At 65.2% G+C, this 15,012-nt stretch carries 14 protein-coding genes; 3 read left to right on the top strand and 11 right to left on the bottom strand.

The window, feature by feature from the left end:
* Positions 1-91: 91 nt before the first annotated feature.
* Together ABWI03_RS15830 and ABWI03_RS15825 are read right to left on the bottom strand one after the other, a co-directional pair.
* Complete coding sequence (locus ABWI03_RS15830) at positions 92-754, bottom strand: response regulator (RefSeq protein ID WP_007729374.1); 663 nt, start codon at positions 752-754, stop codon at positions 92-94.
* Between the two features lie 9 nt (positions 755-763).
* Positions 764-2,038, bottom strand: a complete 1,275-nt coding sequence (locus ABWI03_RS15825) for a sensor histidine kinase (protein WP_298780392.1) — start codon at positions 2,036-2,038, stop codon at positions 764-766.
* 164 nt (positions 2,039-2,202) lie between these two features.
* On the opposite strand from ABWI03_RS15825, the gene ABWI03_RS15820 reads away from it, so the two are divergent.
* Entirely contained in the window at positions 2,203-2,877 is a 675-nt protein-coding gene (locus ABWI03_RS15820) for a hypothetical protein (RefSeq protein WP_298780395.1), read from the top strand.
* Positions 2,874-4,274, top strand: a complete 1,401-nt coding sequence (locus ABWI03_RS15815; RefSeq protein ID WP_298780398.1) for an alpha/beta-hydrolase family protein — start codon at positions 2,874-2,876, stop codon at positions 4,272-4,274. Before ABWI03_RS15820 ends, ABWI03_RS15815 begins: the two co-directional genes overlap by 4 nt.
* Positions 4,275-4,331: 57 nt before the next feature.
* Here the strand turns inward: ABWI03_RS15815 and gatA are convergent, their stop codons facing one another.
* Positions 4,332-5,810, bottom strand: a complete 1,479-nt coding sequence (gene gatA / locus ABWI03_RS15810) for an Asp-tRNA(Asn)/Glu-tRNA(Gln) amidotransferase subunit GatA (RefSeq protein ID WP_020907250.1) — start codon at positions 5,808-5,810, stop codon at positions 4,332-4,334.
* Positions 5,807-6,106, bottom strand: coding sequence for an Asp-tRNA(Asn)/Glu-tRNA(Gln) amidotransferase subunit GatC (gene gatC, locus ABWI03_RS15805; RefSeq protein WP_003944747.1), 300 nt, complete (start codon positions 6,104-6,106; stop codon positions 5,807-5,809). Before gatC ends, gatA begins: the two co-directional genes overlap by 4 nt.
* 280 nt (positions 6,107-6,386) lie before the next feature.
* Between gatC and ABWI03_RS15800 the strand changes: the two genes are divergently transcribed.
* Positions 6,387-7,037, top strand: a complete 651-nt coding sequence (locus ABWI03_RS15800; protein ID WP_095969195.1) for an ACT domain-containing protein — start codon at positions 6,387-6,389, stop codon at positions 7,035-7,037.
* Between the two features lie 13 nt (positions 7,038-7,050).
* On the opposite strand, the gene ABWI03_RS15795 is transcribed toward ABWI03_RS15800, so the two are convergent.
* The 7 genes from ABWI03_RS15795 to ABWI03_RS15765 form a co-directional block, all read right to left on the bottom strand.
* Positions 7,051-7,539: a GNAT family N-acetyltransferase gene (locus ABWI03_RS15795; RefSeq protein ID WP_095969194.1), complete on the bottom strand. Its 489-nt coding sequence runs from the start codon at positions 7,537-7,539 to the stop codon at positions 7,051-7,053.
* Between the two features lie 47 nt (positions 7,540-7,586).
* Positions 7,587-9,668, bottom strand: a complete 2,082-nt coding sequence (gene ligA / locus ABWI03_RS15790; RefSeq protein WP_206029077.1) for an NAD-dependent DNA ligase LigA — start codon at positions 9,666-9,668, stop codon at positions 7,587-7,589.
* A 69-nt stretch (positions 9,669-9,737) separates the two neighbouring features.
* Positions 9,738-10,760 (bottom strand): uroporphyrinogen decarboxylase/cobalamine-independent methonine synthase family protein, encoded by a 1,023-nt coding sequence (locus ABWI03_RS15785; RefSeq protein ID WP_298780413.1) that lies wholly within the window; start codon positions 10,758-10,760, stop codon positions 9,738-9,740.
* Positions 10,757-11,869: a tRNA 2-thiouridine(34) synthase MnmA gene (mnmA, locus tag ABWI03_RS15780; RefSeq protein ID WP_124566332.1), complete on the bottom strand. Its 1,113-nt coding sequence runs from the start codon at positions 11,867-11,869 to the stop codon at positions 10,757-10,759. The genes ABWI03_RS15785 and mnmA overlap by 4 nt, the downstream gene beginning before the upstream one ends.
* Positions 11,869-13,098, bottom strand: coding sequence for a cysteine desulfurase family protein (locus ABWI03_RS15775; protein WP_095969190.1), 1,230 nt, complete (start codon positions 13,096-13,098; stop codon positions 11,869-11,871). Before ABWI03_RS15775 ends, mnmA begins: the two co-directional genes overlap by 1 nt.
* Positions 13,099-13,150: 52 nt before the next feature.
* Positions 13,151-14,050 (bottom strand): lysophospholipid acyltransferase family protein, encoded by a 900-nt coding sequence (locus ABWI03_RS15770; protein WP_298780420.1) that lies wholly within the window; start codon positions 14,048-14,050, stop codon positions 13,151-13,153.
* Positions 14,050-14,886, bottom strand: coding sequence for a GNAT family N-acetyltransferase (locus ABWI03_RS15765; RefSeq protein ID WP_095969188.1), 837 nt, complete (start codon positions 14,884-14,886; stop codon positions 14,050-14,052). Before ABWI03_RS15765 ends, ABWI03_RS15770 begins: the two co-directional genes overlap by 1 nt.
* Positions 14,887-15,012 lie beyond the last annotated feature (126 nt).

The following is a 15,012-nucleotide window of genomic DNA, read 5'->3' as shown; positions in this document are numbered from 1 at the left end:
TTGTGGATCTTGATGTCCATCTTCCCCCAGTCACCGCATTGCCGCAGGATAGCGGCGTTGCCGAGCCGCAACGCCGCGCCGAGCGAGAGCACTAGCCCGGCGTGACGAGCCCGCTTTCGTAGGCCAACACGACTGCCTGGGCACGATCACGCAGATCGAGCTTGGACAGCACCTTCCCGACATGGGTCTTGACCGTTTGTTCGGCGACGAACAAACGCTCGGCGATCTCGACGTTGGACAGCCCGCGGGCGATCAATTCGAGGACCTCACGCTCACGCGGGGTCAACGCGTCGAGCGCTGCGGGTCGTGCGCGCGGGGCCGCCCGGCGACTCGTCACATCGGCGATCAGACGCCGCGTCACCGTCGGGGCCAACAAGGCCTGCCCTTCGGCGACGACGCGTACCGCCCGAATCAGTTCCTCGGCCGGTGCGTCCTTGAGCATGAACCCGCTCGCCCCGACGCTCAGTGCCTCGTAGACGTAGTCGTCGATGTCGAAAGTGGTGAGCATAAGGACTCGCACCGGCGGTTCCCACCCGGCGGACAGAATCTGGCGGGCAGCGTCGAGTCCGTTCATCTCGGGCATACGAACATCCATCAACACCACATCCGGGCGCAGACGTGCGACCTCGGCGACGGCGATCTTGCCGTCCGGCGCATCGCCGATCACGCTGATGTCGGGCTGGGCGGAGAGTAGGGCTCCGAACCCTTGTCGAACCATCGCCTGGTCGTCTGCGATGAATACTGTGATGGGCACTCGGACAGCCTAGGCGGGCATCGACGGCAACTCGGCCCGGACCTCGAACCCTCCATCCTCTCGCCGGTTTGCCAGCAACATGCCGCCCACCGCCGAAGCCCGCTCACGCATTCCGCGGATTCCGTTGCCACCAGTGGTTTCCGACGCCGAGTGCTGATTGCCGCCCGATGGCGAAGGTCCGTTGTTCACGTACGCGCTCACCGATTGTGGACCGAAGGCCACGGCGACCTCGATGGGTCCGCCGGGTGAATGCCTGGCCGCGTTGGTGATCGACTCCTGAATGATCCGGTAGAGCGCGAGGCCCGTGGATTCCGAGACCGACGCTCGATCGCCGTCGACTCGCCACGACACCGGAAGTCCGGCACGGGTACTGCCGAGCAACAGTTCGTCCAACTGGTCGACGCCCGGTTGCGGAGCCGTCACCACGGTGTCCCCGTCGCTGCGCAGGACTCCGAGGAGGCCGCGGATCTCGTTGAGCGCTGCTCGCCCTGTCTCACTTATCGATTCGAATTCCGTTCGGATCTCCGGGGTGACTGCATCGAGCCGGTAGGGCGCGCTCTGCGCTTGCACGACCACCATCGACATGTGATGGGCCACGATGTCGTGCAAGTCGCGGGCGATCCGCGCCTTCTCCTCGAGGATCGTGCGCCGAGTGCGTTCGAGTTCACTGACTTCCTCCTGCTTGGCCAACTGGCGGCGCGAGAGAACCAACCAGCGGATCAACAGGCAGAAGACGACCAGGGCACTCAGCCCGACGGCCCAACCGGCTCCGTCGCTTCCCGGGGCGTTGCCGAGGAAGAGCAGCACCGTGGCGATCCAGGCGACACCGACAACCTGAATGGGCGCCCGCAGGCTCACTGCGGCCAGCAATGACATCAGCACGATGATGTGGACGACCTGCCATGGGTAGTCGTAACCGGACGTGTTGTCGAACACCAACGGGATGATCAGTGCCGAGACCGCCGATACCGCCCAACCCAACGGAGCGTTGATTCGGATCAGGACGAACGGAAAAGCGGCCAACGCGGCGACGAAGGGCATGATCGGCGGCGAAACATGATGCGTCAGTTGCAGTGTCGGCCAGGCAATCGAATAGAGGATCAAAGTGATCACGACGACGACGATGTTCCAGAACTGACCGCGCGCCACGAAACTGGTTGCGCGGCGAACCTTCTCCGAATGTACTACCGCGCCGTCGAGCCCGGACAGCATCGACCCGGCAGTGGCGTATGTCGGCGCGGACACATCCGGTGCGCCCCTGTTCTTCCTTCGGACCTTGATCACTCGTCAAGCCTATGAAGGCGAACCCCGAAAGTCCTCATACTGCAGAGTGAGATCCCCCTACCTCCGAGGTATCACAGGGAAGGGAATTCTCACCCGATCGCGCGCCGGAGAACCCCTCCACAGAGCGATGACCGCCAGGATTGTCCGTTCATAGCGTGAACGGCATGCGGATCACACGAGTGAAAGACCTCTCTCGAAGCGGCGGTACCTGGGCTGCCTTGGCCTTGGCTGCAACGGCAGCGATTACCGTCACCGCCGGAGCGAGCGGCGCCGAGTCGCCGCGCACCGAGAATTCGAACGCATCCAGGGCCATCGCCACCGTGACTACCGCGAATGCCTCTGACGCTGCGACCACCATCCCGGCAGATTTCGCCGCATTTGCCGGCTACACCCCCACCGTGGTCGACGGATACCTCGCCAATCCCCACGGCGACTGCTCGTCCCCGGTTCCGCTTCCCGACGAATTCGACTCGGCCTGCAAAGCACACGATCTCGGGTACGACCTACTCCGCTACGCGCATTCACACGGAACGGAACTGGGGCCGTGGGCCCGGCAGGTCCTCGACGGTCAGCTCGACGAGCGAATGCATGCGGCCTGTGAAGACCGTACATCCTTTCTCTCACGTGGGTATTGCTTCGCGATGGCCGATGTAGCCGTCTCGGCGGTGAACGGAAACTCCTGGCGCCAAAGCTATCTGACACCGGTCACGGAATCTGGATTCGGTTACGGCACGGCCGGAGTTCTTGCAGTTTCCGCCCTCGGCTTCACCCTGATGCGGTCGCGGCGCCTCGCCCCGTCGAACGAGTTCTCCATCTCCCCGAAAGCGATTGCAGCATGAGCGTTCTGAATGCGTCACGGACCCCCGTCCTAGCCCGAGTCGGGGCGCTGGCGGTCCCTCGAGTGTCCACGAGTGTCGCCGTGGCAGCGATGTCCGCCATCTCGCTGGCCCCCGGACTGCTGCCGAGATCAGCCGCACTCCAGGGTGTGTTCAGCGGACTGCTCGTCGCGGTCGGGCTGCTGACGGTGTGGGTGTTCTCCGCGATCGCCCGTCCACTCGTGCCCGATCGCGTCAAGGACCGATTCGACGAACGTCATTGGCGCATCTGCGCGTTCGGACTGTCGACGGCCGCCACCGCCGTAGCGATGTTCGCCGCCGCCGGTTGGCAGAGTTCGTTGCGAGCAGCGATGGGGGCACCGCCTGCCGGACTGCTCCACTGGGTGGAGGCGGGTTGCATTGCCGCGCTGACCGCCCTTGGCCTCTGGGGCATCGGGGTCGGGATGTCGAAGGCGCTGCGGTGGATGGGTTTCGCGCGGAGTGTGGGCGCCCTGGTCATGGGAGTCCTCGGAGTGCAGTTGGTCGTCGGCCCTGCCGTCTGGAACGGTCTCGCCGATTCGTTCGACAAGTCCAACTCGTACGTCGACGCCGCTCTGACACAGCCACTTTCGGCGTCCGGGTCGGGCGGCCCCGATTCTCTGATCTCGTGGACGTCGATGGGGGCGGAGGGACGCAAGTTCGTCGCTGCCGGCGAAGACTCGGTGCGCGTCTATGCCGGTCTGGATTCCGCACCCGACGCCACATCACGGGCCGCTCTCGCCGTGAGCGAACTCGATCGCGTCGGCGGCTTTGCCCGCAACAGCGTCGTGGTGGCCGTTCCGACCGGCTCGGGGTGGATCGACACCCACGCCGTCGACGGTATCGAGCAACGGTTCGGCGGGGACGTCGCGATCGTCGGACAGCAATACTCCGACGCACCCAGCTGGGCGACATTCCTGTTCAGCCGCGACGACGCCGAAGAATCAGCCACCGCCCTGTTCACGGCTGTCGGCAGCCACATCGCCGCGATGCCCGCCGAGGATCGACCGGACCTGTTCCTCTACGGACAGAGCCTCGGCGCCGTCGGGGGCAGCGCCGCACTGACCGAGGCTTTGTCCGCGGGCAGTCCCATCGTCCCGTGCGACGTGTTGTGGGCCGGTCCCCCGGCCGGCGCGACACGAACGGACGGCGCAACCGTCCTCGCGAACACGTCCGACCCGGTGGTGTGGTGGTCGCCCGCCCTCGCGACGCAGAAGCCGGATCTGAGCCGAGCGGCCCAGGATGCACCGATTCCTCAGTGGATCCCGGGCGTCACGTTCGTGCAGACCACCGTCGACATGCTCGGTTCGCTCGGTGTCCCCGCCGGCCACGGCCATCGCTACGGAACCGATCAGGGAACAACTTTGGGGACGTGCTCCTGAAACTGCTGTGCGCCTTTATTAACCGCGGGGGGTTAATAAAGGCGCACAGCAAACAGGTCAGACCGCAGTTGCAATCGGGCCGCGAGCAGCTTCGTAGGCGGCACCGACGCGGTAGAGGCGCTCGTCAGCCATGGCGGGCGCCATGATCTGCAGGCCCACCGGCAGGTTGTCGTCCGCCGACAGCCCCGAGGGCACCGACATCGCGCAGTGTCCGGCCAGGTTGGTCGGCAACGTGCACAGGTCGGAGAGATACATGGCCAGCGGGTCGCCGACCTTCTCCCCCAACTTCCACGGCGTGAACGGGCTGGTCGGCGAGACCAGTACGTCTACCTTCTCGTAGGCCTTGTCGAAATCGCGCGCGATGAGCGTGCGGACCTTGAGCGCCGAACCGTAGTAGGCGTCGTAGTATCCCGAGGACAGTGCGTAGGTACCGATCATGATGCGGCGCTTGACCTCCGGGCCGAAACCGGCGGCGCGGGTTGCCGCCATGACCTGGTCGGCACTCATGTTGCCTTCGTCGACGCGCAGTCCGTAGCGCATGGCGTCGAAGCGGGCCAGGTTGGACGAGACCTCACTGGGCAGCACCAGGTAGTACGACGCGAGCGCATGCTCGAAGCTCGGGCACGAAACCTCGACAACTTCGGCGCCCAAAGCCTTGAGTTGCTCGACAGCAGCGTCGAAGGAAGCGATGACGCCGGGCTGGTAGCTGTCGGAGTGAAGTTCCTTGACCACACCGACCTTGACGCCGCGCAGGTCGCCGGCTGCACCTTCACGTGCCGCAGCGACCACCGGACGCACGGGGGCGTCGATGGACGTGGAGTCACGCGGATCGTGCCCGGCGATGACCTCGTGCAGCAGAGCGGTGTCGAGCACGGTGCGACCACAGGGGCCGCCCTGATCGAGCGAGGAGGCGCACGCGACGAGTCCGAAGCGTGAGACAGTCCCGTACGTCGGCTTGGTTCCGACCGTCGCGGTGACCGCAGCGGGCTGACGGATCGAACCGCCGGTATCGGTGCCGATGGCCAGCGGGGCCTGACGGGACGCGAGCGCCGCTGCGCTACCGCCGCCCGAACCACCGGGGATGCGGGTGACGTCCCACGGGTTGCGCGTCGGGCCGAAGGCCGAGTTCTCGGTCGAAGAGCCCATCGCGAACTCGTCGAGGTTCGTCTTGCCGAGGATCGGGATGCCGGCCGCGCGCAGCTTCGAGGTCAGAGTCGCGTCGTACGGCGCGACCCAGCCTTCGAGAATCTTCGACGCACAGGTGGTCGGCATGTCCGTCGTGGTGAAGATGTCCTTCAACGCGATCGGAACACCGGCGAGTGCCGAAGCGGGTTCGTTTCCGCCTGCGAGCGAGTTGTCCACTGCTGCGGCGGCTTCGAGAGCCTGTTCGCCTGCAACGTGCAGGAACGCGTGGTACTCGGTGTCGACAGCAGCGATGCGGTCGAGATGCGCCTGCGTGACCTCTACCGAGGACACCTCACGCGAGTGGATCTTGCCGGCCAGCTCAGCGGCGTCCAGCGTGGTCAGATCGGTCATTCGCCCTCTCCAAGGATCTGCGGAACCGCAAAGCGATCCTGTTCGACTGCGGGTGCTCCGGACAATGCCTGCTCGGGGGTCAATCCGGGCACGATCACGTCGGGGCGCGTCACGTTGGTGACGGCATTGGGGTTCGCCATGGGCGGGACGTCGTCGGCCGCGACCTCGGTGACCACCTTGACGTGGTTGAGAATCGAATCCAACTGACCGGCGAACTCGTCGAGTTCGGCATCGGACAGGGCGAGTCTGGACAGCCGCGCGAGGTGCGCGACCTCGTCACGGGAGATGGCAGGCACCGCGGGGCCCCTTTCGGAAGAGGACGTGAACATTGCCGGTCCAGCCTAGTTGCTCGCCGCGGCAGACCTGTAAGCACGCCTGCAGTACCGAACGACGAGCACGCTCACTGTGTCGATCGCCACGCCGGATTCCGGCGGTGTGTTTCGCTCGTGTGACAAGCATGTGCATCTGGCGTGACGCCGCCGCGGCGCCCACCATCGCAGGTTGAGCAAGTGCAAAGATGAGTCAGACCCGGGTCGACGTGATCCGGGCGAGAACCGATCAGCGAAAGGCACGCACGTGTCGTACCTGCTTCGCGTCCAACTGCCCGATCGACCCGGCAGCCTCGGCGCTCTCGCCGTAGCGCTCGGTTCGGTGGGCGCAGACATCCTCTCCCTCGACGTCGTGGAACGAGGCGACGGTTTTGCCATCGACGACCTCGTGGTCGACGTCGAACCGGGCGCGCTGCCCGACACTTTGATCACCGCTGCCGAGCACCTACCGGACGTGCTGGTCGATTCGATCCGCCCCTACGCCGGGATTCTCGACACTCACCGTGAGCTCGAACTCATCGATTCCGTTGCGACGGCCCGAAACGATCGACTACAGGTCCTCGTCGACGGCGCTCCGCGTGTACTGCGAGTCGGTTGGTGCGTCGTCGCGGACATCGGCAAGCACGGTGCGTACCGCGTCGTCGGTAGCGCCGGCGCGCCGGAAACCCATGCCACCGACATTCCGTGGATGCCACTGGACAAGCCCACCGCCCTCGACGGCGAGGCCGACTGGGTTCCGGACGTATGGCGCGACATGAACACCAGCCTCGCTGCCGCACCTCTCGGCACCGGCAATCGAGTCCTCATGCTCGGTCGTCCCGGTGGGCCTGAATTCCGCCCTTCGGAGATAGCCCGCCTCGGCTATCTCGCGGGAATCGTGGCGACGGTCCTGGGTTGACCAGGCTGGGTAATCAGGCGAGACCGCGAACCATGACGGTCAGTTCCATACCGCGAATCGGCTCCCACGCCCGCTCGGGATCAGGGACGAAACCGTTGCGGTCGTAGATGCGACGCGCATCGACCATCTCGGGCTGCGTCGAGATGACCACCGAGTGATCGCCGCGATCGTAGGCCTCGGCGATCACGGCGCGAACCAATGCCGTTCCGGCGCCCGATCCCCGAGCTTGCGGCGAGACCGCGAGCATGCGGAACTCGAGTTCGCCCTTCTGCGCAACATCCGCGAAGGGCGTGCCGGGTTCGGCGATCGTCAACGAGCCAACGACCTCGTCGCCGAGAACGGCAACCAGTACCCGTCCCTGCTCCACCCGAGTTGCGGTGTCGCGCAGGCGCTCCGCGTACGGGGATCCGTCGGCGACGAATCCGCCACCCACGTACGACTGCACAGTCAGTTCACCGACGGTCTCGAACTCAGCCGGTAGAACTTCACGAATCTCGATCATGGCGTCACTATCGCACCCTGCACGCCAATCTCAGAAATCGGACAAAGTCACTCTGATTCGTCCAATTCGGTGGGCGCGACCGCATCCGGGCCATCTTCGAGCAACCGCCGGAAGCCGTCTTCGTCGAGCACCGGCACACCCAATTCGACTGCTTTGTCGTGCTTGGAACCGGGCGCTTCACCCACGACGACAAACGCAGTCTTCTTCGACACCGAACCCGCGGCCTTGCCCCCGCGCACCAAAATCGCTTCCTTCGCCTGATCTCGCGAGTACGTCTCGAGCGAACCGGTGACGACGATCGAGAGGCCCTCGAGATTGCGCGGAATCGAGTCGTCTCGTTCGTCCTCCATGCGCACTCCCGCCGAAGCCCACTTGTCGACGATCTGCTGGTGCCAGTCGACGGAGAACCACTCCACAACAGCGGCGGCGATTGTGGATCCGACGCCGTCGACTGCAGCCAACTCGTCGACCGACGCTTCCCGAATGCGTTGCAGCGAGCCGAATTCGCCGGCCAACGCCCTCGCGGCAGTGGGGCCGACGTGCCGAATCGACAGTGCCACAAGCACTCTCCACAGCGGCTTGTCCTTGGCCGAATCCAGGTTGGCCAGCAAGCGTTTTCCGTTTGCGGACAGGGCTCCCGCATTGGTGCGGAAGATCGGAACCTCGATCAGTTTCTCGGCGTCGAGTGAGAAGAGATCACCCTCGTCACCGATGACCTTCGCCTCCAACAGCCCGGTCGCGGCCTCGTAACCGAGCACCTCGATGTCGAATGCACCGCGCCCCGAGACGTGGAACACGCGCTCGCGCAACTGCGCCGGGCAGTACTGCTGATTGGGGCACCGCACGTCGACGTCGCCCTCTTTCGCGGGTGCCAACAACGTGCCGCACTCGGGGCAGTGCGTCGGCATCACGAACTCGCGCTCGGTACCGTCGCGTACGTCGGCCACGGGACCGAGAACCTCCGGGATGACGTCACCGGCCTTGCGCAACACCACGGTGTCGCCGATCAGCACACCCTTGCGCTTGACCTCGGATCCGTTGTGCAGCGTGGCCAAGGACACAGTGGATCCCGCCACCGTGACGGGTTCCATGTATGCGAACGGCGTCACACGACCCGTGCGACCGACGCTGACCCGGATGTCGAGGAGCTTGGTCGTTACCTCTTCCGGTGGGTACTTGTACGCGATCGCCCACCGTGGTGCGCGTGACGTGGTCCCCAGGCGACGATGCAACGACATCTCGTCGACCTTGACCACCAGGCCGTCGATCTCGTGCTCGACGTCGTGGCGATGTTCTCCCCAGTACTTCATCTTCTCGACCACCGCGTCGGCGCCGACCACCCGCGAGGTGTGCGTGGACACCGGAAGACCCCACGCTGAGAGGGCCACGTAAGCGTCGTATTGCGACGCCGGCTCGAAACCTTCCATGCGCCCGAGCCCGTGGCAGATCATGCCGAGACGACGACGCGCGGTGACAGCTGGATTCTTCTGACGCAGGGATCCCGCCGCGGAGTTGCGCGGATTGGCGAACGGCGCCTTGCCCTCCTCGACCAGGGAGGCGTTGAGCGCCGCGAAGTCCTCGAGGCGGAAGAACACCTCACCGCGTACCTCGAGCAGGCTCGGGATCGGGTACTCGTCCGTGGCGGTGAGCCGCTCCGGGATGTCGTTGATCGTCAGGGCGTTGAGTGTGACCAACTCGCCTGTGCGGCCGTCGCCGCGGGTTGCGGCGCGCACGAGTTTGCCGTTTTCGTAGACGAGGTTGAGCGCGACACCGTCGATTTTCACTTCACACAGATAGTGCAGTTCCGGGCCGGTTTCCTGCTCTACCTTCGCGATCCACCCGCGGAGTTCGGACTCGTCGAAGACGTTGTCGAGACTGAGCATCCGCTCGAGATGATCGACGGACGTGAAGTCCGTCGCGAATCCGCCTCCGACCAATTGCGTCGGAGAGTCGGGAGTCCGCAGATCCGGGTACCGCTCTTCGAGAGCATTGAGCTGCCCGAGCAATGTGTCGAATGCACCGTCCGAAATGACGGGCGCATCACGAACGTAGTAGCGGAACTGATGCTGGCGTACCTCTTCGGCCAGCTCCGTCCACTGCTCGCGCGCCTCGTTGGGCGCTGGCTGCATTGCATCCGCGGTTTCAGTCACAGCTAGGAGAATATCGGTTCACACCGACACACCCCATGACTCCACACATCAGAATGCCGACGGATCGTCCACCAATGCCTTACCGACGTCAGTGCACAGCCGAAGGGCGGCGCGACTCCACTCGAGGCTCGCACCCGCAAGACCACAGCTTGGGGTTACCGCGACCTGGGTCTGCAGGAGTTCGCGCGAGAAGCCGAGACGATCGATCAGGGTGACGGCGGGCATCGCGCACTCTTTCCACGTCACCGGCTTTTCCGGCGGGGCGGAAGGAACCAGACCGAGCGCCAATTCCTTGCCGGCGTCGAACAACTGGCCGATGCCGTCGAGATCACGAGAACCGACGAGCGACATGTCCAAGCTCACGCCGAACGCCTGGCTTCGCCTCAGTAGATCCCACGGCATGTCGGCAGCGCAGCTGTGAACGATCGTCGGCAGCCCGCAACCGCTGATCGTCGAGTCGAGCACCGCCAGCGCCTCGGGTTCCGGCAGAGCCGGAACGCTTTCCATCTTGGTGCGCCCGGGCAGCGAACCGGCCAGCACTGCCGCGATCTGAGGCTCGTCCAACTGGATCACGACCTTGGCGCCGGTCCGGCGTGTGACCTCGGCCGCGTGTCGCGCGAGACCCTCACCCAGTGATTCGGCGATGTCACGCAGCGCCCCGCGGTCGACGAGAACTCGCGAACCGTTCACGACCTCGATCTCGGCGCCGAGTGTCAGCGGGCCGGCAGCGTGGAGCTTGACGACGTGGTCTCCGCCGACGAGGCGGGCCGATTCCCAGGCTTCCTCGAGTGCGTCGAGATCCTGGTTCAGGAAGTCCTCGGCGCGCTTCGCGACGTTGCCCCTCCGCGGCACGACGCGATAGGCACGCGTCGAGGCGTCGAGGTTGATGTCGACCAAAATGGCTCCCGCCCGGCCGACCATGTCAGCGCCGAGACCGCGACCCGGCAACTCCACCAGGTGTGGGAAACCGCCCAGTTCACCGAGGATGGTTGCGGCACTTTCGCGGGCGTCCGTGCCCGGCCAGGATCCGATTCCGGTGACGAGGCCACCGATGGAAACCTGCTGTGTCACAGTGCGTTCGGCTCGGATTCGGTGCCGGAGATGGTGCCACTGCCGAGAACCTGGTCGCCCAGTTCGCTGTCGGGGCGATACAACACGACGGCCTGGCCCTTCGCGACGCCGGTCAGTGGTTCGCGCAACGAAATCGCGATACCGCCGGTTGAAGTACCGTCATCGACGGCCTCCGCAACGGCCTGCGCCAATCCGCCGTGCGCACGAACCTGCACCATGCACTCGACGGGGCCTTCCGGCGCTTGGCCCGAAGTCCAGATCGCGCGCTGGGCCGAGATGGCCCAGACGTCGAGATTCTTGGCCGAACCGACTCGTACCGTTCCGGTTTCGGGCTCGATCGCAGTCACGTACCGCGGACGGCCGTCACCCGCGGGACCTTCGACGCCGAGCCCCTTACGCTGTCCGATCGTGAAACCGTGTACGCCGTCGTGCGCAGCGAGGACCTCACCCGAATCGGCGTCGACGACGCTTCCGGGACGAACGCCGATCCGCGCACCCAGGAATGCTCGAGTATCGCCGGTCGGGATGAAGCAGATGTCATGGCTGTCAGGCTTGTTCGCCACAGCCAGGCCTCGTTCGGCGGCTTCCTCGCGGATCTGTTCCTTCGGTGTGTCACCGATCGGGAACATCGCCCGCGAAAGCTGATCAGCAGTCAGCACACCGAGGACGTACGACTGATCCTTGTCCGCATCAACCGCCCGGCGCAGGACGCCGTCTTCGAGGCGCGCGTAGTGACCCGTCGCCACGGCATCGAAACCGAGAGCGACCGCACGATCGGCCAGTGCGGTGAATTTGATCTTCTCGTTGCACCGCAGGCACGGATTGGGGGTCTCACCCGCTGCGTACGACGCCACGAAGTCGTCGATCACGTCTTCCTTGAAACGATCGGCGAAATCCCAGACGTAGAAGGGTATTCCGAGGACGTCGGCAGCGCGCCTGGCGTCGCCGGCATCTTCCTTCGAGCAGCAACCACGCGAACCCGTCCGCAATGCGCCCGGCGCCGTGGACAGCGCAAGATGAACACCGACGACGTCATGTCCGGCGGCAACGGCTCGGGCGGCGGCGACAGCGGAGTCGACGCCTCCGCTCATGGCTGCGAGTACTCGCATCAGCGATCCCCTCCACGCGAACCGGCGCCGGCAAGACCGGCGGCCCGAGCGCGCTCTACTACTTGTGGAAGCGCAGCGATCAGCGCGTCCACATCTGTGACACTCGACGTATGTCCGAGCGAAAATCTCAGGGAGCCACGCGCGACAGACGATTCGACGCCCATCGCGATCAATACGTGGCTGGCCCGGGCCACACCAGCGGTGCAGGCCGAACCGGTGGAACATTCGATACCGGCCGCGTCGAGGAGCATCAACAGCGAATCGCCCTCGCAACCGGGAAAGGTGAAGTGCGCGTTACCGGGAAGCCGATCGGATCCGGTCGGGCCGTTGAGCACCGACTCGGGAAGGATCTCCAGGACACCGTCTATCAACCGATCGCGCAACTGCGCCAATTCCCTTGTGCTGGAATCGAAGTTCTCGACATTCGCGCGCAGCGCCGCAGCCATCCCGACAACACCCGCAGTATCCGGAGTGCCCGAACGCAGATCACGTTCGTGTCCGCCGCCGTGAAGGAGCGGCACACAGGGAACCTGGCGTCCGAGCAGCAGTGCGCCGACGCCGTGCGGACCACCGAACTTATGTGCCGCGATGCTCAGCGCGGACAACTTGCTCGCCGCGAAATCGACGGGCAATTGGGCAACGGCCTGGACCGCGTCGCTGTGCATCGGAATCTCGAACTCTGCCGCGACCTCTGCCAACTCCATGATCGGCATGATCGAGCCGACCTCGTTGTTGGCCCACATCACCGTCACGAGTGCCACCTCGTCGGCGTGGACGGACAGCTCGTCGCGCAACGTCTTCGGGTCGACGACACCATTCTCGTCGACCGGCAACCACGTCACACGCGCGCCCTCGTGCTGCTCGAGCCACTCGACGGCGTCGAGCACCGCATGATGCTCGACGGAGCTGGCCAGAATTCGAGTGCGTCGCGGATCGGCGTCACGGCGAGCCCAGTAGATGCCCTTGACCGCGAGATTGTCGCTCTCGGTTCCTCCGGAGGTGAAGATGACCTCCGACGGCCGCGCACCCAGGCTCGCGGCGATCGACTCGCGCGATTCCTCGACACGGCGCCGGGCCGCACGGCCGGAGCCGTGCAGCGAGGACGCGTTGCCCACGGTTTTGAAGGTATCGGTCATCGCCTCGATAGCGGCTGCCGACATCGGAGTCGTGGCGGCATGATCGAGGTACACCGGAAATCCGGCGTGGGCACTGTGTGCAGGCAGAGTCATGGCTTGACAAGGATAGCCCAGCACGAGAGTTCGCCCAGCCTCGCTCAGGAGGCTACGCGGTCATCGCCGGGGAGGGATCGATTTGTCCCACGGCTTGTGTCACGAGTTCCGGCGCGGGGTCGAAGATGTCGTGAGCTGCCAGATCGATGGTTTCGACGCCCCGTACGACTCTCTCGCATCGCTGTGCGAGGTCGATTCGACACTCCCCTGCCTCCTCGAGTGGAGCCAGCCTGACCTTCACCTCGACGTTCTTCTGACGCAGGATCCGGCGGATGGACTGACCGATCGTTTCGGTGCCGACAAAGCACGGTCCGGTGCACAGGGAACCGTCGGCGTTCTCGTAGCGGATCGCCATGGGCTGAACCGGGCATTCGGCGTCGACGGCAGCTTGGAACATCGCCGGGCGAAAACCGCCGTACGCCCGCCCGCACCAGGTCGTTCCCTCGGGAAACACCATCACACGGACACCGCGCTGCAGGCGCTCGCGAACGACGTCGACGGTTCCGGGAAGTTCACGCAGTCGAGCGCGATCGATGGGGACGACGCGCATCCGGCGCGCGAGACCACCGAGCACTGCCCAGTCGAGCAGGTCGGCACGGGCGACGAAGTTGGCCGGGGCAACGGCACTCGCGACGAGGACGTCGGTCCACGACACGTGGCCGGCGACAACCATCACGCCCGCCGGTTCGGCGCGCCCCAACCGCTGATCGTCGACCGTGAGCTTCATCCCCAGGCAACGCAGCAGCGCCCGCGAGTATCCGCGCTGCATCTCCGTACGCCAGGCGCGCGGGAGCAGCCAACCGGCCGAAAGCACCGGCGCAGTCACCAGTGCGGCGCCGACCATGACCCCGCGGGCCATCACGGTGATACTCGACACACGGGGTGCGTCCGCGGGTAGGCACCCGTCGCCGCAGGGGCTCGTCGGCACCCAGTACGGCAACGTCGCGGTCATCAGCCGATCCCCGATTCGTGCGCGGCGGCCGCCGATCGCAGCCGTTCGAGGTAGCGCTTGTTGGCGGAGTGAAGGCCTTGCAGCGCAACAAAATCGGCCACACCGAACTCGGGATCGTGAGCAGGTTCCCCGCAGATCGTCGCGCCCATCCGCAAGTAGCCACGAAGCAACGGCGGCATCGTGACGCGTTCCGGTGCGGCAATCTCGTCGAGCGTCAGACCGCCGAGGACCACCGGGTTTCGTGGAGTCACCCGCCGTGACGCCGGACTGGCGTGTTTGTTCATCACGAAGTCACGGACGCCGCGGACATCGGCGCCGGCGATTGAATCGGGGCTCGGGAGGACGGGCACGGAGACGCAGCCCATCACCCACTCGTATCCGGTCAATTCGAGGTAGTGCAGGATGCCTGACCACATCAGGCTGAGGACGGATCCGGTGCGGTGAGCGGGATCGACGCACGCGCGACCCATTTCGACGATTCTGTTCGCCACCGGATCGAGCGCGGAGATGTCGAATTCCGTTGCGGTGTAATACCCACCCGCGGCCGCAGCGGAATCCGGCGGCAGCATTCGGTAGCAGCCGACGTACTCCTCGGTGATGTTGTCGCGAACGAGAAGATGATCACAGAATTCGTCGAAGGCGTCGGCGTCGAGCTCGAACACGCCGGCCGAGGCCGGGAGGGAGAAGCCTGGCTCGGAGGCGAACACTCGGTATCGAAGGCGCTGCGCTGCGACACGATGCTCGCGGTCGGAGGAGACGATCAGGGAATATCTCGGCTGGGCGACCTCACGGCCGAGATTGTCACTCGCGGAGCGAAGGACTGACGTAATTGTCATGCGCAAGGTTTATCGAGCGCGAACGGCGTCTCGGTATCGACGAAGTGACATGCCGATGCAGGCCGGGTGAATAAAGCACTGTGCGCCTTTATCAACCGCGGGGGGTTGATAAAGGCGCACAGCAGT

It is taken from the genome of Rhodococcus baikonurensis (assembly GCF_040489275.1).
Lineage (GTDB): Bacteria > Actinomycetota > Actinomycetes > Mycobacteriales > Mycobacteriaceae > Rhodococcus_F > Rhodococcus_F baikonurensis.
The sequence above is the reverse complement of the archived record's forward strand: the minus strand, read 5'-3'. Positions and strand labels throughout refer to the sequence as shown.

Excerpts from the sequence above, each read along its gene's own strand:
- ABWI03_RS15820 (WP_298780395.1), top strand. The coding sequence starts at position 2,203 with ATGCGGATCACACGAGTGAAAGACCTCTCTCGAAGCGGCGGTACCTGG.
- ABWI03_RS15815 (WP_298780398.1), top strand. The coding sequence starts at position 2,874 with ATGAGCGTTCTGAATGCGTCACGGACCCCCGTCCTAGCCCGAGTCGGG.
- gatA (WP_020907250.1), bottom strand. The coding sequence starts at position 5,810 with ATGACCGATCTGACCACGCTGGACGCCGCTGAGCTGGCCGGCAAGATC.
- ABWI03_RS15795 (WP_095969194.1), bottom strand. The coding sequence starts at position 7,539 with ATGATCGAGATTCGTGAAGTTCTACCGGCTGAGTTCGAGACCGTCGGT.
- ligA (WP_206029077.1), bottom strand. The coding sequence starts at position 9,668 with ATGCAGCCAGCGCCCAACGAGGCGCGCGAGCAGTGGACGGAGCTGGCC.
- mnmA (WP_124566332.1), bottom strand. The coding sequence starts at position 11,869 with ATGCGAGTACTCGCAGCCATGAGCGGAGGCGTCGACTCCGCTGTCGCC.
- ABWI03_RS15775 (WP_095969190.1), bottom strand. The coding sequence starts at position 13,098 with ATGACTCTGCCTGCACACAGTGCCCACGCCGGATTTCCGGTGTACCTC.
- ABWI03_RS15770 (WP_298780420.1), bottom strand. The coding sequence starts at position 14,050 with ATGACCGCGACGTTGCCGTACTGGGTGCCGACGAGCCCCTGCGGCGAC.
- ABWI03_RS15765 (WP_095969188.1), bottom strand. The coding sequence starts at position 14,886 with ATGACAATTACGTCAGTCCTTCGCTCCGCGAGTGACAATCTCGGCCGT.